Origin of the sequence: Pseudomonas neuropathica (assembly GCF_051174785.1) — a bacterium.
GTDB classification, from domain to species: Bacteria; Pseudomonadota; Gammaproteobacteria; order Pseudomonadales; family Pseudomonadaceae; genus Aquipseudomonas; species Aquipseudomonas neuropathica_A.
Window position 1 is genome coordinate 3,645,721 of record NZ_CP195111.1, and the last position, 20,804, is coordinate 3,666,524.

At 60.0% G+C, this 20,804-nt stretch carries 17 protein-coding genes; 8 read left to right on the plus strand and 9 right to left on the minus strand.

Annotation, left to right across the window (positions count from 1 at the left end; genetic code table 11):
* Positions 1 to 327: 327 nt before the first annotated feature.
* Positions 328 to 2,289, plus strand: coding sequence for a choline transporter BetT (gene betT, locus ACRRSD_RS16575; RefSeq protein WP_435038511.1), 1,962 nt, complete (start codon positions 328 to 330; stop codon positions 2,287 to 2,289).
* Positions 2,290 to 2,313: 24 nt separating this feature from the next.
* Here the strand turns inward: betT and ACRRSD_RS16580 are convergent, their stop codons facing one another.
* Positions 2,314 to 2,574, minus strand: coding sequence for a hypothetical protein (locus tag ACRRSD_RS16580; protein WP_435034326.1), 261 nt, complete (start codon positions 2,572 to 2,574; stop codon positions 2,314 to 2,316).
* A 383-nt stretch (positions 2,575 to 2,957) separates the two neighbouring features.
* Here ACRRSD_RS16580 and ACRRSD_RS16585 point away from each other — a divergent pair, with 383 nt between their 5' ends.
* A complete protein-coding gene (locus ACRRSD_RS16585; RefSeq protein ID WP_026000492.1) occupies positions 2,958 to 3,140 on the plus strand; it encodes a type II toxin-antitoxin system HicA family toxin in 183 nt (60 codons plus the stop codon).
* Complete coding sequence (locus tag ACRRSD_RS16590) at positions 3,137 to 3,601, plus strand: type II toxin-antitoxin system HicB family antitoxin (RefSeq protein WP_435034327.1); 465 nt, start codon at positions 3,137 to 3,139, stop codon at positions 3,599 to 3,601. The genes ACRRSD_RS16585 and ACRRSD_RS16590 overlap by 4 nt, the downstream gene beginning before the upstream one ends.
* A 5-nt stretch (positions 3,602 to 3,606) precedes the next feature.
* Here ACRRSD_RS16590 and ACRRSD_RS16595 read toward each other — a convergent pair whose 3' ends face one another.
* Positions 3,607 to 4,644 carry a LacI family DNA-binding transcriptional regulator gene (locus ACRRSD_RS16595; protein ID WP_435034328.1) on the minus strand — a complete coding sequence of 346 codons (1,038 nt, stop codon included), beginning with the start codon at positions 4,642 to 4,644 and terminating at the stop codon, positions 3,607 to 3,609.
* 205 nt (positions 4,645 to 4,849) lie between these two features.
* Here ACRRSD_RS16595 and ACRRSD_RS16600 point away from each other — a divergent pair, with 205 nt between their 5' ends.
* The 3 genes from ACRRSD_RS16600 (at position 4,850) to mgrA (ending at position 9,544) form a co-directional block, all read left to right on the plus strand.
* Complete coding sequence (locus ACRRSD_RS16600; protein WP_435034329.1) at positions 4,850 to 7,075, plus strand: TonB-dependent receptor; 2,226 nt, start codon at positions 4,850 to 4,852, stop codon at positions 7,073 to 7,075.
* A gap of 2 nt (positions 7,076 to 7,077) precedes the next feature.
* On the plus strand, positions 7,078 to 8,397 hold the full coding sequence (locus tag ACRRSD_RS16605; RefSeq protein ID WP_435034330.1) for an LLM class flavin-dependent oxidoreductase: 1,320 nt from the start codon (positions 7,078 to 7,080) through the stop codon (positions 8,395 to 8,397).
* 109 nt (positions 8,398 to 8,506) lie between these two features.
* The gene (gene mgrA / locus ACRRSD_RS16610; RefSeq protein ID WP_435034331.1) at positions 8,507 to 9,544 is read left to right on the plus strand and encodes an L-glyceraldehyde 3-phosphate reductase; all 1,038 of its coding nucleotides are present in this window, start codon (positions 8,507 to 8,509) and stop codon (positions 9,542 to 9,544) included.
* A gap of 215 nt (positions 9,545 to 9,759) precedes the next feature.
* Here the strand turns inward: mgrA and tauD are convergent, their stop codons facing one another.
* From tauD to ACRRSD_RS16645, 7 genes are all read right to left on the minus strand, one after another.
* Positions 9,760 to 10,602, minus strand: coding sequence for a taurine dioxygenase (gene tauD / locus ACRRSD_RS16615; RefSeq protein WP_435034332.1), 843 nt, complete (start codon positions 10,600 to 10,602; stop codon positions 9,760 to 9,762).
* A 144-nt stretch (positions 10,603 to 10,746) separates the two neighbouring features.
* Entirely contained in the window at positions 10,747 to 11,586 is an 840-nt protein-coding gene (tauC, locus tag ACRRSD_RS16620; protein ID WP_102899603.1) for a taurine ABC transporter permease TauC, read from the minus strand.
* Positions 11,583 to 12,377 (minus strand): taurine ABC transporter ATP-binding subunit, encoded by a 795-nt coding sequence (tauB, locus tag ACRRSD_RS16625; protein WP_435034333.1) that lies wholly within the window; start codon positions 12,375 to 12,377, stop codon positions 11,583 to 11,585. Before tauB ends, tauC begins: the two co-directional genes overlap by 4 nt.
* A 16-nt stretch (positions 12,378 to 12,393) precedes the next feature.
* Positions 12,394 to 13,371, minus strand: a complete 978-nt coding sequence (gene tauA, locus ACRRSD_RS16630) for a taurine ABC transporter substrate-binding protein (protein ID WP_435034334.1) — start codon at positions 13,369 to 13,371, stop codon at positions 12,394 to 12,396.
* 328 nt (positions 13,372 to 13,699) lie between these two features.
* The gene (gshA, locus tag ACRRSD_RS16635) at positions 13,700 to 15,283 is read right to left on the minus strand and encodes a glutamate--cysteine ligase (RefSeq protein WP_435034335.1); all 1,584 of its coding nucleotides are present in this window, start codon (positions 15,281 to 15,283) and stop codon (positions 13,700 to 13,702) included.
* Between the two features lie 270 nt (positions 15,284 to 15,553).
* Positions 15,554 to 15,937, minus strand: a complete 384-nt coding sequence (locus ACRRSD_RS16640; RefSeq protein ID WP_435034336.1) for a PaaI family thioesterase — start codon at positions 15,935 to 15,937, stop codon at positions 15,554 to 15,556.
* Complete coding sequence (locus ACRRSD_RS16645) at positions 15,937 to 18,261, minus strand: Tex family protein (RefSeq protein ID WP_435034337.1); 2,325 nt, start codon at positions 18,259 to 18,261, stop codon at positions 15,937 to 15,939. The genes ACRRSD_RS16640 and ACRRSD_RS16645 overlap by 1 nt, the downstream gene beginning before the upstream one ends.
* Positions 18,262 to 18,618: 357 nt before the next feature.
* On the opposite strand from ACRRSD_RS16645, the gene ompR reads away from it, so the two are divergent.
* Positions 18,619 to 19,359 (plus strand): osmolarity response regulator transcription factor OmpR, encoded by a 741-nt coding sequence (gene ompR, locus ACRRSD_RS16650; protein ID WP_034151877.1) that lies wholly within the window; start codon positions 18,619 to 18,621, stop codon positions 19,357 to 19,359.
* A gap of 113 nt (positions 19,360 to 19,472) precedes the next feature.
* Complete coding sequence (locus ACRRSD_RS16655; protein ID WP_016986270.1) at positions 19,473 to 20,786, plus strand: ATP-binding protein; 1,314 nt, start codon at positions 19,473 to 19,475, stop codon at positions 20,784 to 20,786.
* Positions 20,787 to 20,804 lie beyond the last annotated feature (18 nt).

Genomic DNA, 20,804 nt, shown 5'->3' on the forward strand with positions numbered 1-20,804 from the left:
GTGGGAGCGAGCCTGCTCGCGAATGGTTTTCAGACCAAATCTAGATAATGGCAATCAGCCAATTCTCCAGTGAACGAATACCCTCAAACCCGCGTCATACCCATCCTTGAGCTAGCGTAGGAAAACTACCGCCTAGCCGTACGATTAGTCCTTACCACCCCATCCATGTTTAACTTGAACGTTCATTCAAGTTAAACCGGTGGTTCGCTGCCCGCTCACAACAGGAGGCTTGCCTTTGCTGAGTCCGATCATTTCAGCCATGTTTCAACCCCTCGAGGTGCACGTTTCATGAGTGCATCGTCCACCCCCGCCAGCGGTCTGGTACGCATGAATCCGCCGGTGTTCTACTTCGCCGCGACGGTCATTCTGCTGTTTGGTCTCGTTGTCATTGCCATTCCTGAACAGGCCGGCGCCTGGCTGCTGGAAGCGCAAAACTGGGCGGCCAATACGGTCGGCTGGTACTACATGCTCGCGATGACCCTGTATCTGGTCTTCGTGGTGGTCACCGCCTTATCCGGCTACGGCAAGATAAAACTCGGTGCCGACCACGACGAACCCGAATTCAGTTACCTGTCCTGGGCCGGCATGCTGTTCGCCGCCGGGATCAGCATCACGCTGTTCTTCTTCTGCGTCTCTGAACCGCTGACTCATATGCTCCAGCCGCCGCAAGGCGAGGCCGGCACGGCGGACGCGGCGCGCCAGGCCATGCAGATTCTGTTTCTGCACTGGGGCCTGCATGGCTGGGGCGTGTTCGCCTTTGTCGGCATGGCGCTGGCCTATTTCGCTTACCGTCACAACCTGCCGCTGGCCCTGCGTTCGGCGCTGTATCCGCTGATTGGCAAACGCATCAACGGTCCGATCGGTTACGCGGTGGACGGCTTCGGCATTATCGCCACAGTGTTTGGTCTGGGTGCCGACATGGGTTTTGGTGTGCTGCACCTCAACTCCGGTCTCGACTACCTGTTCGGCATCGCTCACACCCAGTGGATTCAGGTCGGCCTGATCACGCTGATGATGGGCGCGGCGATCATTGTTGCGGTTTCCGGCGTCGATAAAGGCGTGCGGGTGATGTCCGACATCAACATGCTGCTGGCCTGTGCACTGCTGCTGTTCGTGTTGTTCGCCGGGCCTACTCAGCACCTGCTCAACACCTTGATCCAGAACCTTGGCGACTACCTCGGCGCCTTGCCGATGAAGAGTTTCGACCTCTACGCCTACGACAAACCGAGCGACTGGCTCGGCGGTTGGACGGTGTTCTACTGGGCCTGGTGGATTGCATGGTCGCCGTTCGTGGGCCTGTTCATTGCACGAATTTCCCGTGGCCGCACCATCCGCGAATTCGTGTTTGGCGTGCTGTTGATTCCGCTCGGTTTCACTTTGGCGTGGATGTCTATCTTCGGTAACAGCGCCCTCGATCAGGTGCTCAACCACGGCATGAGCGCGCTGGGCATGTCGGCCATCGACAACCCGTCGATGAGCATTTATCTGCTGCTGGAAACTTATCCGTGGAGCAAAACCGTCATCGCCGTGACGGTGTTTATCAGCTTCGTGTTCTTCGTAACATCTGCCGACTCGGGCACCGTGGTGCTCTCGACGCTGTCGGCCAAGGGCGGCAACCCGGACGAAGACGGGCCGAAATGGCTGCGGGTGTTCTGGGGCGCGATGACCGCGCTGATCACCAGTGCGTTGCTGTTCTCCGGCAGCATCGATGCGCTGAAGTCAGCGGTGGTGCTGACCTCGCTGCCGTTCTCGCTGATTCTGTTGCTGATGATGTGGGGCCTGCACAAGGCGTTCTATCTGGAGTCGCAGAAGCAGATCGCGCAGCTGCATTCGCTGGCGCCGGTATCCGGTTCACGGCGCGGCACTGGTGGCTGGCGTCAGCGTCTGAGCCAGGCTGTGCACTTCCCGTCGCGTGACGAGGTGTATCGCTTCATGGACACCACGGTGCGCCCGGCGATTGAAGAGGTGACGGCAGTGTTCGTCGAGAAAGGCCTGAACGTGGTTACCCAGCCGGATCCGGCGAATGACAGCGTCAGCCTCGAAATCGGCCATGGTGATGCGCATCCGTTCATCTATCAGGTGCAGATGCGCGGCTACTTCACGCCGTCCTTCGCGCGTGGCGGCATGGGTTCAAAGCAGCTCAACAATCGTCGCTACTACCGCGCCGAAGTGCACTTGAGCGAGGGCAGTCAGGACTACGATCTGGTCGGCTACACCAAAGAGCAGATCATTAACGACATCCTTGATCAGTACGAACGGCACATGCAGTTCCTGCATCTGGTGCGTTGATCGGCGGTTGGGCGCCGGGTCTGCTCAGGACTCGGCGCTCAGCACCATGAACAACACCATCGCCGCCATCGGCACGCCGAATACCGCACTGCCAATCACTATTTCCGATCCCACGGACTGGCCGGCATGCACCACCCCCACCGCACCATTGATCACCGTCAACGCCAACCACAGGGCGGCGAAGCCGTAGGCCATGGTCTGGCGGCTGAAGCCGATGCGCTCGCCGATGTAGAGCATCAGGGCGAGCAGGATCAGGCCGAAGAAAATGATGATGGCGGTGTGCATGGTTAATTCTGCCTGGTGAAGGTGCATTGCCTGAATAATCGCTTTCGCGAGCAGGCTCGCTCCCGCCATGGATCCCGGCTGGACATAAATTTCATGTACACAGGAAATCCTTGTGGGAGCGAGCCTGCTCGCGAAGGGGTCACCTCGGTGTTCTTTAGAGCATAGCCAGTCCCGCCACATCTCTATTGGACATATTTTGCGACCCTTACAGAGAGTTTGGCCGGCGACGTGTTTTTTTTGCTGGCCCAAGCCTGCCGTTGATCTGCCCCATAACCGAGCGATTGTTCAGTGAGCTAATATTTATCTGAGTGTGTATCGTGTGTATCAAAGGCTCCTGCGCCCTCTAGAGTAAATGGCTCTAGCTGTCGAACAGGGCAAAGGAAATGCGCAGTCGGGAAATGATCAGGATGATCGAAGACGATGGTTGGTATCTCGTGGCGGTGAAAGGCAGCCACCACCAATACAAGCATCCGCACAAGCCAGGAAGGGTGACGATCAAGCACCCTGATTCGGATCTGCCCAAGGGCACGATCAACAGCATTTTGAAACAGGCGGGCTTGAAATGAGGCCCGTCATTGGAAACGAAGGCCGTTTTATGGGCCTGTCAGAGGAAGGACTCACTCATATGAAATTCCCGGTCGTTCTGCACAAGGATGCCGACTCAGACTACGGAGTGATCATCCCGGATGTCCCGGGTTGTTTCTCCGCAGGCACTACGGTCGCTGAGGCGTTTGAAAATACTCAGGAGGCATTGGCGCTTCACTATGAGGGGTTGGTCGCCGACAGCGCGCAGTTACCGCAAGTGCGGGACATTGATGCTCATCTTGATAACCCGGATTACGCGGGAGGGATCTGGGGCGTGGTCGATTTTGATATCACCCCGTATTTTGGCAAGTCAGTGCGTTTTAACGCCACACTGCCGGAGCAATTGCTTGAGCGTATTGACCAGACAGTCCGCCGTGACCAGCGCTATCGATCCCGTTCCGGATTTCTCGCGGCGGCCGCCTTGCGCGAACTGTCGGTATAGCGAAGTCAGGTACTTTCCCGTTCGATGACTTGGCACTGCAGCAGGTTCAGCCGCTGCACCTCGTCGCTCGGCAACACGCCAAGGCTTTCCAGCACGCGTGTTGCGGCGAGTACACCAATCTCCAGTGCCGGTGGTTTGATCGTGCTCAGGCTGGGCAGGAGCATCTCGGCGAAAGGGTAATCACCGAAGCCGAGAACGGCGCAGTCTTCGGGGATTTTCAAACCCGCGCGTTGCCCGGCAAGCAAGCCGCCGGCGGCGAGGTTGTCGTTGGCGAAGATGATCGCGTCGGGGCGTGATGAGGCATTCATCAGCGCATCCATCGCCTGTTTGCCGGCCTCGAATGGCGCACGATCAACGTCAGGAGCAAAGACCCACGGTTCCAGGCCGGACTCTTGTAAGGTCGCCGCGTAACCGTCGCGGCGTTCAAGTGCGCTGAAGTCGCCCGGTGCACTGTTCTGCACGAAGGCGATGCGTCGATAGCCTTTGCCCAGCAGGTACTTCGCTGCCACCACGCCCACTTCAAAGTGCGAAAAACCGATCTGCATCGGCTCACGCTCCGGCTGGTAATCCCACGTCTCGATCACCGGAACATCCGCCTCGGCGATCATCTTTTCCGTACCCGCACTGTGAAAGTGACTGGTCAACACCAGCGCCGCCGGCGACCAGCCGAGAAACGCACGCACCGCATTTTCTTCCTGCTCGGTGCTGAAGTAACTTGACGCCAGCAACAGCTGATAGCCATGGCGACTGAGCGTGTCGCTGAAGCCTTGAATGGTATTGGCGAAGATTGGCCCGGAGATGTTCGGGATGACCATGCCGACGATTTTGCCCCGCGCCGAAGCCAATCCGCCGGCCACCAGATTCGGTACGTAACCCAACTCAGCCACCACTGCCGCAATCCGCTCGCGACGCTCGGGCGAAACCTGCTCAGGCTGGTTGAAATAGCGTGACACGGTGATCGCTGAAACCCCGGCTTGGCGCGCCACGGCATTGAGGGTCACACGGCCGGCACCACGACGTTTGCGGGGTTTTTCTTCGCTCAAGGCTCGATCCTTCTTAAAAACCAAATCGCATATAAAAGTAATTTTTCAGTATTGGACGCTCTATGTCCGGCTTGCCAATACTGTCGATGGTAGCGCTAACAAAGCGCGCTGTCTGCTACTCGCTCGAGCGAATGCCCAAGACACCGATTCAGGCGCTGTCGTCGCAGAACGGCAGCGGTTAAGGGCCAATTTCGAGCGGGCAAACATGCACAACATTCCTGGGGCGACACTCACACTGGCGCAGTCGATTCGCGCCGCCGGCTGGTTATTCACGGGGTTGGCGGCACTGCCGCTGCCCAACGCATTCGCTGCCGAGAGCAGTGATCAGGAGCCGACCCTCAAATCCGTGACCGTCACTGCCACGCGCCGCGAAGAGTCGCTGCAAAAAGTGCCGGTCGCAGTGTCAGTCATCGATGGCGAACAGCTTGAGCGCGAAAACCGCAACGGCGTGGCCAGTATCGTCCAGCAAGTGCCGTCGCTGAATTTCCGTACCGGCGCGTCGAACAAGGACACCTCGTTGTTCGTGCGCGGCGTCGGCACGATTTCCACCTCGCCGGGTGTCGAACCGACCGTGGCGACGGTGATCGATGGCGTGGTGTATGCGCGCCCGGGTCAATCCACGCTGGATTTGCTGGATCTGGAGCGCGTCGAAGTATTGCGCGGGCCGCAAGGCACGCTGTTTGGCAAAAACGCCTCGGCCGGTGTGCTCAACATCACCAGCAAAGCACCCACCGCCGAAACCCACGGTTACATCGATCAGTCGTACTACAGCGGCAACGAAAGCCGCACCCGTTTCGGCATCGGCGGCAGCCTGATACCGGACACGTTGAAAGGCTCGATCAGCACGCTGTTCGGCACCTACGACGGTAACGTCGACAACCAACACAACGGTCAGGAGGTCAACGGCTACAACCATCGCGGCGTGCGCGGCAAACTCGAATTCACCCCGAATGACGACGTCACCTTTACCTTGATCGCCGATTACATGCAGTCCCACGACGACGGTCCCAATGGCGTTGTCAGCAAGTCGCTGACCCCGGCCTTCGCCAATGCGCTGAGCCCGGTCAATGCGAGCAGCCACAACCGCGACATCAACACCGACACCCGCTCACACGTTGAGGACACCAACAAAGGTCTGTCCGGTCAGCTCGACTGGCAACTGGGCGATTACACCCTGACGTCGATTACCGCATGGCGCGGTTGGGACAATACTCAGTATCAGGATGGCGACCGTCTCGGCACGGTGACCGCAGCGTTTCCCGGAACGGCGGACAAGGGCGACCTGGCCTTCGATCAATACTCGCAAGAGCTACGCCTGGCTTCGCCGAAGGGTGAATTTCTCGAGTACGTCGGCGGTCTGTTCTACATGCACGGTAAGGACGACGAGACGTATCAGCGCACGCTGACAACGACCACACGCACCGATCGCGGCGTCGCTGATTACAGCACCACCAGCGACAGCTACGCGGTGTTCGGCGAGGCTACGCTGAACTTCACCTCGGACTTTCGCGGTATCGCCGGCCTGCGCTACACCCACGATGATCTCGAATACGATCACCGCCGCGTTTCGACTTCGGCGACTACGGTCAGCGGCATTCAACCGGCCACCAGCAGTTCCGGTTCAGTGGACGAAGATGGCTGGTCCGGCCGCCTCGGCGTGCAGTACGACCTGAGCGATACGGTCACTACTTACCTGACCTACTCGCGCGGCTACAAGGGCCCGGCCTACAACGTGTTCTTCAACATGCAGCCGCGCGACACCGAGGCGCTGAAACCGGAAACTTCCAACACCTGGGAAGCGGGGATCAAAGCGACGAGCTGGAACAATCGCCTGACCACCAACCTCGCTGTGTTCCACAGCGATTACGACAACTACCAGGCGAACTTCTTCGATACCGTCGCCGGGCAAGTGGTGACGCGACTGATCAACGCTGGCAGCGTCAGCACCGAAGGTGTCGAACTCGACTACGCCTTGCAGGCGACCCAGCAATTGAAACTGTCCGGCGCACTCGCCTACACCCGTGCACGCATCGACGAGTTCGCCTGCCCGGCGGGCGCGGCGGCGTCGTGCAACGTCAATGGCAAACCGTTGCCGTTCAGTCCGGACTGGAAAAGCTACGTGCGCGCCGACTACAGCATCCCGCTGGATAACGGTCTGGATATCGAACTGGGCACCGACTATAGCTGGCAGAGTGAAGTGCAGTACGACATCAGCCAGAACGCCGACACCAAGCAGGGCGCCTACGGTCTGTGGAACGCCAGTGTCGCCCTGGCCGATTACAGCAATGGCTGGCGCGTGGCGCTGCTGGGCAAAAATCTCACCGACAAGTCCTATTCGCCATTGCTCGCCAGCGGCGGCAACTACATCTATCGCGCTGTGCCACGGGATGACGAGCGCTACTTCGGTGTGCAACTGCGCAAGGATTTCTGACGATGAGCAGACAGTTGAAACTCGGTGCATTCCTCATGGCCACCGGGCACCACGTGGCGGCTTGGCGTCATCCTGATGTGCCGGCGAATGCGGGACTGGATTTCGCCCATTACAAGCGGCTGGCGCAAATTGCCGAGGCGGCGAAGTTCGATGCGTTGTTTGTCGCCGACAGCGTCGCCGCGCCAACTCAGGACATCGCCAGTCGCATGGCGCGTTCCGATCACTTTGAGCCGCTGACCTTGCTCTCGGCCCTCAGTGCGGTGACCGAGCACATTGGCCTGATCGCTACAGCGACCACCAGCTACAACGAGCCGTATCACGTGGCGCGCAAATTCGCTTCGCTCGACCACCTTTCCGGTGGGCGCGCGGGGTGGAATCTGGTGACCTCGGACAACGCCGCCGAGGCGCTGAATTTTGGCCGCGATGAGCATATCGGCCACGCCGAACGCTACAGCCGAGCCCGCGAATTTCATCAGGTAGTGACCGGGCTTTGGGACAGTTGGGAGGATGATGCGTTTGCGCGCGACAAGGCCAGTGGGGCGTATTACGACCCTTCGAAACTGCATGTGCTGGATCACGTCGGTGAACACTTCAGGGTCAAAGGTCCGCTGAACGTTGCGCGTTCGCCGCAAGGGCAACCGGTGATTGTTCAGGCTGGCTCTTCGGAAAACGGGCGCGAATTGGCGGCGCAGACTGCTGAAGTGGTGTTCACCGCGCAGACTTCGTTGGCCGGTGCCCAGGCGTTCTACGCCGACCTCAAGGGACGTCTGCCCAAGTACGGTCGCAGCGCTGATTCGCTGAAAATCATGCCCGGGGTTTTTGTCGTGGTCGGCCGTACCGAAGCCGAGGCGCAGGAAAAATGTGAAACGTTTCAGCAATTAGTCGAACCCGAGGTTGGCGTCGCCTTGCTTGGGCGTATGCTGGGCAACTTCGATTTGTCGAAGTACCCGCTGGACGGGCCGTTGCCCGAGTTGCCGCTGACTGACAGCGGCCAGCAGAGCCGGCAGAAATTGCTTACGGAACTAGCCGGGCGGGAGAAGCTGACCCTCGCCGAACTCGGTCGCAAGATTGCTGGCGGGCGAGGGCATTACAGCCTGGTCGGTACGGCTGAGCAGATCGCTGATCGCTTGCAGGAATGGTTCGAACAAGGCGCAGCGGATGGTTTCAACGTGCTGGTGCCGCACCTGCCGGGCGGTCTCGAGGACTTCGCCAATGGCGTGGTGCCGGAACTGCAACGGCGCGGGTTGTTCAGAACGGAGTATGAGGGTCGAACCTTGCGCGAGAACCTTGGTCTCGCTCGACCCGGCAATCGATTTGTGTAACACCCTTCGCGAGCAAGCTCGCTCCCACAGGAGGCTGCATTCCAATGTGGGAGCGAGCTTGCTCGCGAAGAAGTCGACACCCATTTCAAGACAGACAAGAGAGGATTCGATGACTTATACCGCTGCCGAAAACCGCTACGACTCCATCCCTTACCGCCGCGTCGGGCGCAGCGGTCTGGTGCTGCCGGCGCTGTCGTTGGGCCTGTGGCACAACTTCGGCGACAGCACGCCGATCGACACCCAACGCGCCTTGCTGCGCACCGCGTTCGACCTAGGCATCAACCACTTCGACCTGGCCAACAACTACGGCCCGCCGTACGGCAGCGCCGAGATCAATTTCGGCCGCCTGCTGCGCGAAGACTTCAAGCAGTACCGCGACGAGCTGATCATCTCCAGCAAGGCCGGTTGGGACATGTGGCCCGGCCCTTACGGTCAGGGCGGTGGTTCGCGCAAATACGTCTTGGCCAGCCTCGACCAGAGCCTGCAACGCCTGGGGCTCGACTATGTGGATATTTTCTATTCGCACCGCTTCGACCCGGACACTCCACTGGAAGAAACCGCCAGCGCCCTCGCTACTGCCGTGCAACAGGGCAAGGCGTTGTACATCGGTATCTCGTCGTATTCGGGCGTGAAAACCCGTGAGATGGCGGCGCTGCTCGAAGAGTGGAAAGTGCCGCTGTTGATCCATCAACCGGCGTACAACCTGCTCAATCGCTGGGTGGAAAAAGACCTGCTGGATACCACCGATGAACTCGGTACCGGCGTGATCGCCTTCACCCCGTTGGCGCAAGGTCTGCTCACCGACAAATACCTCAATGGCGTGCCGGCGGATGCGCGGGTCAATCGTCCGGGCGGTGGTTCGTTGCAGGCTTCACACTTGTCCGAGGCCAACATTGCCCACGTGCGCGCGCTGAATGAAATTGCCAAGCGTCGTGGTCAGAGCCTGGCGCAACTGGCACTGGCGTGGACGCTGCGCGATCCGCGGGTGACTTCGGCGTTGATCGGTGCGAGTCGGCCGGAGCAGATTATCGAGAACGTCGGGGCGTTGAAGAATTTGAGCTTCAGTGCTGAAGAGCTGGCGGAGATTGACCGGTTTGCCCAGGAGGGCGGGATCAATCTGTGGGAGAAGCCTTCGACGGCAGAATAAGCGACCCTCACCCCAGCCCTCCCGAAACGTCGGACCGCCCAGAGGGAGAGGGAGCCGACCGAGTTGTCTTGCGTCATACATCGACCTGAAATACCGAGTCGATTATGGATTCAGCATAGCAATATCAGGTCGGCGAACCTCTGAAGCATCCCCCATTCAGTCCCCTCTCCCTCGGGGAGAGGGTTAGGGTGAGGGGCTTTTGGCTTTAAAACGTCTCAGCGAAAAAACGGCACATCCCCCAACACCGTCGCCCGCTGCATTACCCGTCGCGCCGGCCGGTAGTCATCCACCGCGTAATGCTGTGTCACGCGGTTATCCCAGAACGCAATATCGTCCTGCTGCCAGCGCCAGCGAATGGTGAATTCCGGCCGCGTTGCGTGGGCGAACAGAAACTTCAGAATCGCCTCGCTCTCGGTTTCCGACAGCTCATTGATCTTCGAGGTGAAGCCTTCATTGACGAACAACGAGCGCCGCCCGCTGACCGGATGTGTACGAATCACCGGGTGCGACAGCGGTGGATTCTTGCGTCGAGCTTCTTCCCACTGCGCCAGCGCTTCAGGCGTGTTGCCATAGCGCTCCAGCGGAAACGAGCGAGTGAAATCGTGAGTCGCGGTCAGCCCTTCGAGCAAACTCTTCATCGGCGCTGACAGCGCTTCATACGCGGCAATGCCGCTGGCCCACAATGTGTCGCCGCCAAACTCCGGCAGCAACTTGGCGCTGAGCACCGCGCCCATCGCCGGGGTTGGCAGGAAGGTCACGTCGGTGTGCCAGATCGCGTTGTCACGCACGTCGGTGACGGCGGTGTCGAGGATCAGCACTTCCGGTTGTTCCGGCACGTTCGGGTAGATCGGGTGAATGTGCAGGTCACCGAAATAGGCGGCGAAGCGCGCCTGTTGCGACGGTTCGATCGGCTGGTTGCGGAAGAACAACACTTGATATTTGAGCAGCGCTTGTTCGATGGCGTCGCGGTGTTCCAGGCTCAGCGACTGGCTGATGTCGACGCCGCTGATCAGCGCGCCGAGGGCCGAGCTTAAGGGGGTGATGTTGAGGCTGCTCATGGTCTTTCTCTTCGAATTCGGAGTGTCATGCTTTTGTGGGAGCGAGCCTGCTCGCGAATGCGGAGTGTCAGGCGACAGTGCAGTGACTGATCTGACGCTTTCGCGAGCAGGCTCGCTCCCACAGGGGAATTTTCACAAGGCGATTTAGTGGGCCTGGCCGTGCCATGGCACCAGCTTTCGCTGCAGGGCGCGCAGGCCCATTTCCATGGCGAAGGCGATCAGGGCGATGACCAGAATCCCCAGCACCACCACATCTGTGACCAGAAACTGCGCGGCCGACTGCACCATGAAGCCTAAACCGCTGGTGGCGGCGATCAGTTCAGCCGCGACCAGCGTCGACCAGCCAACGCCCAGACCAATCCGCACGCCCGTGAGAATGTCCGGCAGCGCGCTCGGCAAAATCACATGACGAATCAGTTGCACGCGAGTCGCGCCCAACGACTGCGCCGCGCGCAATTTCGCTGGATCAACCGTGCGCACGCCGGTGGCAGTAGCGATGGCAATCGGCGCAAAAATCGCCAGATAAATCAGCAGCACTTTCGACAATTCGCCGATGCCGCACCAGATCACGATCAGCGGCAAATAGGCCAGAGGTGGAATCGGGCGGTAGAACTCGATCAGCGGATCGAGCACACCACGGGCGATGCGGTTGGCGCCAATGGCGATGCCCACCGGCACAGCGGTCAGAATCGCAAAACCCAGACCCAGACCGATACGGCTCAGGCTGGCGCCGAGGTGCTGCCACAACGTCGAATCCATGTAACCGGTAGTCGCCAGCAACCAGCCTTTTTGCAGCACGGCGGACGGCGGCGGCAGGAACAGCGGTTCGATCAATCCGGTGGCTGTTACGGCCCACCAGATCGCCAACAATGCAAATAAGGTCAGCAGACTGATCCAGCGCGTGCTGAGGCTGCGGCGTACGGGTATCGCAGCCGATGCGCTGACCGGTTTTACCGCAGCCGAGGAAACGTCGTAACTGCTCATGCGCGCTCCTGCCGTTGCCCGGCGCTGCGTTGCGAGAACACTTTGCTCAGCACGTGTTCGCGGGTTTCGATAAAACGCGGATCGGATTTGATCGCGCGGGCGGATTCACCAGCGGCGTAACGCTGACCGAAATCCAGGTGCAGGCGCTCAACGATTTGCCCCGGATTCGGCGCGAGCAGAATCAGGTCAGTGGCGAGGAACACCGCTTCTTCAATGTCATGGGTAATCAGAAAAACCGGCTTGGCGGTACGTTGCCAGACTTGCAGCAACAACTCCTGCATCTGTTCGCGGGTGAATGCGTCGAGGGCGCCGAAGGGTTCGTCCATCAGCAATACGCGCGGGTCGGCGGCGAGGGCGCGGGCGAGGCCGACACGCTGTTTCTGGCCACCGGAGAGTTGCCAGATACGACGGCTTTCGAAACCGGAAAGGTCAACCAGCACGAGCATTTCACGGGCGATTTTTTCGCGCTTGTCTTTGGCGACACCGGCCAGTTCCAGACCGAACGCGACGTTGGCCAACACATCCTGCCAAGGCAGCAAAGCGTCGTCCTGAAACACCACGCCCCGTTCAGCGCTCGGGCCTTTGACCGGCACGCCGTCGAGGGTGATGCGCCCGGCGCTCGGTTCGACGAAACCGGCAATCAGGTTCAACAGCGAAGTCTTGCCACTGCCGGACGGGCCGAGGGCGACCAGCAATTGCTGAGGCCCCAGGGTCAGAGAAATATCCGCCAGCACCGGTTCCGGGCTGCCCGGGTACTGTGCGCTGATGCGCTCCAGCTGTAGCAAGGCCATCGCAGTTAACTCCCGATCAGTTGGTGATGAATTTGGCGCTGACGTATGGCGCGTAGTCCGGCAGCACCGCTTCGACCTTGCCTTGCTCCTTGAGGAACGCGGCGGTGTCGGTGATGGCTTTGGTGGTCGGCGCGCCGAGGGTGACGACCTGATCCGCCGCCAGCGGGTAGACGTTGCCTTGCAGCAGCAGCGGAATATCGCTGGCCTTGGCGCCGGAGAGTTTCACCAGTTTGTCGACGTTGGCTTGATTGGCGAGCCAGGCTGTCGGGTCTTTGCGGTAATCGGCGTAAGCGTCGAGGGTGACCTTGGCGAACGCGGTGACGATTTCCGGGTGCTTCTCGGCGAAGTCTTTGCGCACGATCCACGCGTCGAAAGTCGGCGCGCCGAACTTGGCCAGTTCGCCGGAGGTGATCAGCACTTTGCCGTTTTCCTTGGCCACACCGAGTGCCGGATCCCAAACGTAGGTGGCGTCGATATCACCGCGTTTCCACGCAGCGATGATCGCTGGCGGGGCGAGGTTGAGCACGGTGACTTTCGAAGGGTCGATGTTCCAGTGCTTCAGCGCCGCGAGCAGGCTGTAGTGACCGGTCGATACAAACGGCACGGCGATTTTCTTGCCGATCAGATCCTGCGGAGTCTTGATGCCGGAACCGTCGCGCGCGACGAGTGCTTCGGCGGCGCCGATCTGGGTGGCGATGAGGAAGGTTTCGACCGGGACTTTGCGGGTGATCGCAGCGGTCAGCGGGCTCGAACCAAGGTAGCCGATCTGCACGTCACCGGAAGCGATGGCGGCGATGATGTCGGCGCCGTTATCGAACTTGCGCCAGGCGATATCGGCTTTGGTGGCTTTTTCGTAAGCGCCGTCGGCCTGGGCGACTTTCGCTGGGTCAACGGTGGTTTGGTAGGCGACGGTGAGGTCGGCGGCCTGGGCCAGGAAACTCGCGGCAGCCAGAGAGGCTACGGCGAGCAGGCGAAGCGGGAAATTCAGTTTCATTGAACAGCTCCATATCAGGCGACCGAGCGTCGGCGTGAAAGGAGACTAAATGATCTAAGAATCGGTAAATAAATAACTTTTTAGAATGAGCTTATGAGCGGAAAAATCTAAGGCTCGGGGGATTGTGGATATTTCGGATCTTGCGTTCGGCGTTAGATCTTTGCCCCCTCACCCCAGCCCTCTCCCCCAGGGGGGCGAGGGGGAAAGGGGGCCGATCTTTATGCATTTCAAGCCTGAGTTCGGCTGGATATTTCAGGTCGGCGTAACTTTGATGAGCACCTGAATCAGTCCCCTCTCCCTCCGGGAGAGGGTTAGGGTGAGGGGCTCCTCAGTTGCTGATCGCGAGAATGCTCGCCTGATACGACCCGACAAACACATCAAAATCCCCCACTTCGTTCTGCTCCAGCTCAGCCTGCGCTGCCAGCGACGAACGCGCCAACTCCTCAAACTTCGCCTGCTCATCCGCCGCCAAAGGCTCGCTACGGAAAAACTCGGCATGCGCCTGACTCTGACGCAGGGAGAACTGCGCAAAGCTTTCCTTGTGCTCAGCCATCGCCGCCAGCACTTGCGCAGAAGGCGTCAGAGACGGATCGCTGACCTTGGCCAGTTGCGCATCCAGTGCCTTGCTGTGGGAATCGCCGCCATGGCTCTGATCCAGCAACGCCGCCAGCGGAGCGATTTGCTCCAGCAGTTCGGCCGCCCAGGTCTTCATTTCGACCGGTTGACCGTCACGCTGCAATTGCAGACCCGGACGACGACCTTCCTTGACCACGCTGAGGAAGTTCGACGTGGCGTTGCCGCACGAAGTGTTGGTCAGCAGCGGACTGTCGTTTAGCGCGCAATACAGCAGGAACGCGTCGAGGAAGCGCGACTCGGTCAGGTCGATGCCCATCGGCAGGAACGGGTTGATGTCCAGGCAACGCACTTCAACGTACTGAATGCCACGGGCGACCAGCGCTTGAATCGGCCGCTCGCCGGTGTACGTCACGCGTTTCGGCCGAATGTTGGAGTAGTACTCGTTTTCGATTTGCAGGATGTTGGTGTTGAGCTGCACCCACTCGCCATCCTTGTGCGTGCCGACTTCAACGTACGGCGCGTACGGCGTGGCCACGGCTTTGCGCAGGCTGTCGGTGTAGCTCGCCAGATCGTTGTAGCACGGCGTCAGACCGGCCTGAGCGTTGCTCTGGTAACCGAGGTCGCTCATGCGCAGGCTGGTGGCGTACGGCAGATACAAGGTGTCCGGATCGAGCTGTTCCAGCTGATGCGAACGACCGCGCAGGAACCCGGCGTCCAGCGCAGGCGACGCACCGAACAGGTACATCAGCAGCCAGCTGTAACGACGGAAATTACGGATCAGTGCGATGTAGGAAAACGACTGGTAATCGCGGTCAGTGCCGACAAAACCTTCGGTTTCGCGCAGCAGCGGCCAGAGTTTTTCCGGCAGGGAGAAGTTGTAGTGAATCCCGGCGATGCACTGCATGGTCTTGCCATACCGCAGGGCCAGGCCCTTGCGATAAACGTACTTGAGCTGACCGATGTTGGAGGTGCCGTAATAAGCGATCGGGATGTCTTCCTCGGCCGGCAACGGGCACGGCATCGATGGACTCCACAGGTACTCGTTGCCGAGCTTGCTATAGGCAAAGCGGTGAATCTTGTCCAGGCTCGCCAGTGTGTCGGCCGGATCCGGCAGGGCGGGCGTGATGAATTCCAGCAGCGACTCGGAGTAGTCGGTGGTGATCTGTTCGTTGGTCAGCGCGGAACCCAAGGCTTCGGGGTGCGGCGTTTGCGCCAGGCGACCTTCGCTGGTCACGCGCAGGCATTCACGTTCGATACCGTGCAGGCACTGCTCGAGCAGAGAGAGGTTAGCGCGCTCGCCGAGCAGAGCCAGGCGGCGGTTGAGAAGTTCGCTCAATTTGGATTCCTTCACGCGTCAGTCGCCCCAATATGGGGGTGGGCAGGACGGTCTACAAGGGTGAAGTTGAAACTGGCGTTTTCGCCTGGTTTTGTAGCGGCAGGCCATTTGCCGGTCAGTCAGGAACTGCACAATCCCTGTGGGAGCGAGCTTGCTCGCGAAGAGGGTTTATCAGCCAACATTTCGGTTGCGTGACACACCGCCTTCGCGAGCAAGCTCGCTCCCACAAGGTTCGTTGCGCCGAAATTAACTCAAATTGATGGCGTCTAGCTACAGGACAGCGAACGTGCCTTGCGCTTTTGCGACCAGTTTGTCGCCCTGCATCACGTCGGCTTCGACCACTAAAGTGCGGCGGCCCGGGTGGATGACCCGTGCCGTGCACATGACCTCGCCGTGTGAAACGGCGCGGATATAGTTGATCTTGCACTCGATGGTGGCGCTCTGCTGATCGAAGCCGTGGGTGCTGGAACAGGCCAGCCCCATGGCGATGTCGACCAGACTGAACAGCGCGCCACCGTGCAATTTGCCGCCGCGATTGCGCAGTTCCGGTTCCAGCACCAGGGCGACTTGCGCCACCCCGGTTTCCAGGCTGTGCAGGCGGCAGCCCAACAGCTTGAAAAACGCGCTCTCGACGAGCCCGGCTGGAATTTCCATCAGCGTTTCTTCAACTGCTTGGCATTGGCGAACAGCGAGGCCATCGCATTGTTCACCGGCGCTGCGGTCGCGGTTTCCTTGCGTGGCGCGTTGTTTGAAGGCTGGCGCTGGGCCGAACCCGGACGCGAGCCACGGGCACCGTCGATCTTCTCGCCCGGGGTGTCGCCCATGCGCATCGACAGGCCAACGCGTTTGCGCGGGATATCGACTTCCATGACCTTCACCTTGACCACATCACCAGCCTTCACCGCCTCACGCGGATCCTTGATGAACTTCTCCGACAGCGCCGAGATGTGCACCAGACCATCCTGATGCACGCCGATATCGACGAATGCACCGAACGCAGTCACGTTGGTGACCACGCCTTCGAGGATCATCCCCAGTTGCAGGTCTTTCAGGTCTTCGACGCCTTCCTGGAATTCCGCAGTCTTGAACTCCGGACGCGGGTCGCGGCCCGGTTTTTCCAGTTCCTGGATGATGTCGGTCACGGTCGGCAGGCCGAAGGTTTCGTCGGTGAATTTCTTCGGATCCAGACGCTTGAGGAAACTGGCGTCGCCGATCAGCGAACGGATATCACGGTCGGTTTCAGCGGCAATGCGCTGCACCAGCGGATAGGCTTCCGGGTGAACAGCCGACGAATCCAGCGGGTTGTCGCCGTTCATCACGCGCAAGAAACCGGCTGCCTGTTCGAAGGTTTTTTCGCCCAGACGTGCGACTTTCTTCAGCGCTGCACGGGTTTTGAACGCACCGTGCTCGTCGCGGTGCGCGACGATGTTTTGCGCCAGCGTTGCGTTGAGGCCGGAGATCCGCGCCAGCAGCGCCACCGAAGCGGTGTTCACATCTACGCCGACGGCGTTCACGCAGTCCTCAACTACAGCGTCCAGACCACGCGCCAGTTTCAACTGCGACACGTCGTGCTGGTACTGGCCGACACCGATGGATTTCGGATCGATTTTCACCAGTTCGGCGAGAGGATCCTGCAGACGACGGGCGATGGACACCGCGCCACGAATCGACACGTCGAGATCCGGGAATTCCTTGGCCGCCAGCTCCGACGCCGAGTACACCGATGCACCGGCTTCGGAGACCATGACTTTGGTCATCTTCATCGCTGGATATTTTTTGATCAGTTCGATCGCCAGTTTGTCGGTCTCGCGGCTGGCGGTACCGTTGCCAATGGCGATCAGATCAACCGAGTGCTTGGCGCACAGGGCGGCCAGAATGGCGATGGTCTGATCCCACTTGTTGTGCGGCACGTGCGGGTAAACCGTGGCGTGATCGAGCAGTTTGCCAGTCGAGTCGACCACGGCCACTTTGCAACCGGTACGCAGGCCCGGGTCGAGACCCAGAGTCGCACGCGGACCGGCCGGTGCGGCCAGCAGCAGGTCGTGCAGGTTGTGCGCGAACACGTTGATCGCTTCGGTTTCGGCGCCGTCACGCAGCTCGCCGAGCAGGTCGGTTTCCAGGTGCGTGTAGAGCTTGACCTTCCACGTCCAGCGCACCACTTCGCCGAGCCATTTGTCAGCCGGGCGGTTCTGGTTCTGGATGTTGAATTGCTGAGCGATCATGCCTTCGCACGGGTGCATGGTCCCCGGCAGTTCGTCGCCGACTTTCAGTGCGGAACTGAGGATGCCTTCGTTGCGGCCACGGAAAATCGCCAGTGCGCGGTGCGACGGCATGCTTTTCAGCGGTTCGTCGTGTTCGAAGTAATCGCGGAACTTGGCGCCTTCTTCTTCCTTGCCAGCGATAACGCGGGCACTGATGGTCGCTTCCTGCTTGAGGTAGTTGCGCAGTTTCTCCAGCAGGCTGGCGTCTTCGGCGAAGCGCTCCATGAGGATGTACTTGGCGCCTTCCAGCGCAGCCTTCACGTCTGCCACGCCTTTTTCGGCATCGACGAAGCGTGCAGCTTCGGTTTCCGGTGTCAGATTCGGGTCGTTGAACAGGCCGTCGGCCAGGTCGCCGAGGCCGGCTTCCAGGGCAATCTGGCCCTTGGTGCGGCGCTTCTGCTTGTACGGCAGGTACAAGTCTTCGAGGCGGGTCTTGGTGTCGGCGAGTTTGATGTCGCGCTCGAGGGCAGGGGTGAGTTTGCCTTGCTCCTCGATGCTGGCGAGGATACTGATGCGCCGTTCGTCGAGTTCTCGCAGGTAGCGCAGACGCTCTTCCAGATGACGCAACTGGGTGTCATCGAGGCTGCCGGTGACTTCTTTCCGGTAACGGGCGATGAAGGGAACGGTAGAGCCTTCATCGAGTAGCGCGACGGCCGCTTCGACCTGTTGTGGGCGTACACCGAGTTCCTCGGCAATGCGGCTGTTGATGCTGTCCATAAAACCACCTGACATATTGTGAAAGCAGGCTCGCAGGCACGGAAACAAAGGCCCGGAGTCTGGTTGAGCGGCTAGAAAATTGCCGCTGCCTGGGTCAAAAGGCAGGCCATTGACCCGTGAAATCGAACAATTACTGCGCGCGGCAGGAAAAAAGCCTGCCACCTGCGGTAACGATTCAGACGTTGCCTGGCACAAAACGCCGCGCATTATAACCAGCGTTCTGTCATTCGGGGGCGTCGCAGTCTGTAGGCATAAACCCCGGTTTTCTGGCAGTGAAGGAAAAATCTGCTAACAATGCACACGGTGCGTATAACGGCAGCTACGCCATAATGCGCGCCGAGCTAAAAGGAGCATCCAATGAGCAGCACTGCACAAACTGCTGAAGGCGAAAAAATTCTCATCGTTGACGACGATCCGGGCCTAAGCAGCCTGCTGGAACGTTTTTTCGTCAGCAAGGGCTACCGTGCCCGTACCGTACCGAACACCGAGCAGATGGATCGTCTGCTGTCGCGTGAAGTTTTCAATCTGGTCGTCCTCGACCTGATGCTGCCCGGCGAAGACGGTCTGACCGCTTGCCGCCGCCTGCGTGGCGCGAACAACCAGATTCCGATCATCATGCTCACCGCCAAGGGCGACGAGCTGAGCCGCATCAAGGGCCTGGAACTGGGCGCCGACGATTATCTGGCCAAGCCGTTCAACCCGGATGAATTGATGGCCCGGGTCAAAGCGGTCCTGCGTCGTCAGGCCGCACCGGTACCGGGCGCGCCGGGCAGTGAAGACGAAAACGTCACCTTCGGTGATTACGTGTTGTCGCTGGCCACCCGCGAACTGAAACGCGGCGAAGAAGTGCACATGCTTACCACCGGTGAGTTTGCGGTACTCAAGGCCTTGGTGATGAACGCGCGTCAGCCGCTGACCCGCGACAAACTGATGAACCTGGCCCGTGGCCGCGAGTGGGATGCCCTCGAGCGTTCCATCGACGTGCAGATTTCCCGTCTGCGCCGCATGATCGAGCCGGATCCATCGAAGCCGCGCTATATCCAGACCGTCTGGGGCGTAGGCTACGTGTTTGTACCCGATGGTGCCGCCACCAAGTGATCGGTGATTTGTAGGAGCGAGTCTGCAGGTTTTGGTCGAACGGCCATGCCCGCAGACTCGCAATCCGCAATATGCGAGCATTGCTCGCTCCTGCAAGTGTGTAGCGGTTATAGATGAAGACCCCCGTCTGGTTCCCCCAAAGTTTTTTCTCCCGCACCCTCTGGCTGGTGCTGATCGTCGTGCTGTTTTCCAAGGCGCTGACCCTGGTTTATCTGTTGATGAACGAGGACGTGCTGGTGGACCGCCAATACAGCCACGGCGTCGCCCTGACGCTGCGTGCCTATTGGGCCGCCGATGAAGAAAACCGCGCCAAGATCGCTGATGCCGCGACTCTGATCCGGGTGGTCGGCGCCGGTGTGCCGGAAGGCGAACAGCACTGGCCGTACAGCGAAATCTACCAGCGACAGATGCAGGCGGAGCTGGGCGCTGACACCGAAGTGCGCTTGCGCATGCACTCGCCGCCGGCGCTGTGGGTGCGCGCGCCGAGCCTTGGTGATGGTTGGCTAAAGGTGCCGTTGTATCCGCACCCGTTGCGCGGCCAGAAAATCTGGAACGTGCTCGGCTGGTTCCTCGCCATCGGCTTGCTGTCGACGGCGTCGGCATGGATTTTCGTCAGTCAGCTCAATCAGCCGTTGAAACGCTTGGTCTATGCCGCCCGGCAGCTTGGTCAGGGCCGCAGCGTGCGGTTGCCGATCAGCGACACGCCGAGCGAGATGACCGAGGTGTATCGCGCTTTTAACCAGATGGCCGAAGACGTCGAGCAGGCCGGACGCGAGCGCGAGTTGATGTTGGCCGGCGTGTCCCACGATTTGCGCACACCACTGACCCGCTTGCGGCTGTCGCTGGAGTTGATGGGCGACCGCAATGACCTGACCGACGACATGGTGCGCGACATCGAAGACATGGATGCGATTCTCGATCAGTTCCTCGCGTTTATTCGTGATGGCCGTGACGAGTCGGTGGAGGAGGTGGATCTTACTGATCTGGTGCGCGAGGTCGCGGCGCCGTACAACCAGAATGAAGAGAAGGTGCGTTTGCGTCTGGAGCCGATCCAGCCGTTTCCGCTGCGTCGGGTATCGATGAAACGCTTGCTGAACAACCTGATCGGCAACGCCTTGAACCATGCCGGCGGCAGTGTGGAAGTCGCGGCTTATGTATCCGGTGACGTCAGTGCGCCGTATGTGGTGCTGAGCGTGATGGACCGTGGCGCGGGAATTGATCCGTCGGAGCTTGAGGCGATTTTCAACCCGTTTACCCGAGGTGATCGTGCACGGGGCGGGAAGGGCACTGGCTTGGGGTTGGCGATTGTGAAGCGGATTGCTTCGATGCATGGCGGCAATGTTGAACTGCGCAATCGGTCCGGGGGTGGATTGGAAGCGCGAGTCAGGTTGCCTTTGGGATTGATGCTGCCGCGAGATGCTGTGTAGGTCAAAAGCCCCTCACCC

Excerpts from the sequence above, each read along its gene's own strand:
- betT (WP_435038511.1), top strand. The coding sequence starts at position 328 with ATGAATCCGCCGGTGTTCTACTTCGCCGCGACGGTCATTCTGCTGTTT.
- ACRRSD_RS16640 (WP_435034336.1), bottom strand. The coding sequence starts at position 15,937 with ATGGAAATTCCAGCCGGGCTCGTCGAGAGCGCGTTTTTCAAGCTGTTG.
- ACRRSD_RS16585 (WP_026000492.1), top strand. The coding sequence starts at position 2,958 with ATGCGCAGTCGGGAAATGATCAGGATGATCGAAGACGATGGTTGGTAT.
- ACRRSD_RS16605 (WP_435034330.1), top strand. The coding sequence starts at position 7,078 with ATGAGCAGACAGTTGAAACTCGGTGCATTCCTCATGGCCACCGGGCAC.
- mgrA (WP_435034331.1), top strand. The coding sequence starts at position 8,507 with ATGACTTATACCGCTGCCGAAAACCGCTACGACTCCATCCCTTACCGC.
- tauA (WP_435034334.1), bottom strand. The coding sequence starts at position 13,371 with ATGAAACTGAATTTCCCGCTTCGCCTGCTCGCCGTAGCCTCTCTGGCT.
- ACRRSD_RS16600 (WP_435034329.1), top strand. The coding sequence starts at position 4,850 with ATGCACAACATTCCTGGGGCGACACTCACACTGGCGCAGTCGATTCGC.
- ompR (WP_034151877.1), top strand. The coding sequence starts at position 18,619 with ATGAGCAGCACTGCACAAACTGCTGAAGGCGAAAAAATTCTCATCGTT.
- tauC (WP_102899603.1), bottom strand. The coding sequence starts at position 11,586 with ATGAGCAGTTACGACGTTTCCTCGGCTGCGGTAAAACCGGTCAGCGCA.
- ACRRSD_RS16645 (WP_435034337.1), bottom strand. The coding sequence starts at position 18,261 with ATGGACAGCATCAACAGCCGCATTGCCGAGGAACTCGGTGTACGCCCA.
- tauD (WP_435034332.1), bottom strand. The coding sequence starts at position 10,602 with ATGAGCAGCCTCAACATCACCCCCTTAAGCTCGGCCCTCGGCGCGCTG.
- ACRRSD_RS16580 (WP_435034326.1), bottom strand. The coding sequence starts at position 2,574 with ATGCACACCGCCATCATCATTTTCTTCGGCCTGATCCTGCTCGCCCTG.
- ACRRSD_RS16655 (WP_016986270.1), top strand. The coding sequence starts at position 19,473 with ATGAAGACCCCCGTCTGGTTCCCCCAAAGTTTTTTCTCCCGCACCCTC.
- tauB (WP_435034333.1), bottom strand. The coding sequence starts at position 12,377 with ATGGCCTTGCTACAGCTGGAGCGCATCAGCGCACAGTACCCGGGCAGC.
- ACRRSD_RS16590 (WP_435034327.1), top strand. The coding sequence starts at position 3,137 with ATGAGGCCCGTCATTGGAAACGAAGGCCGTTTTATGGGCCTGTCAGAG.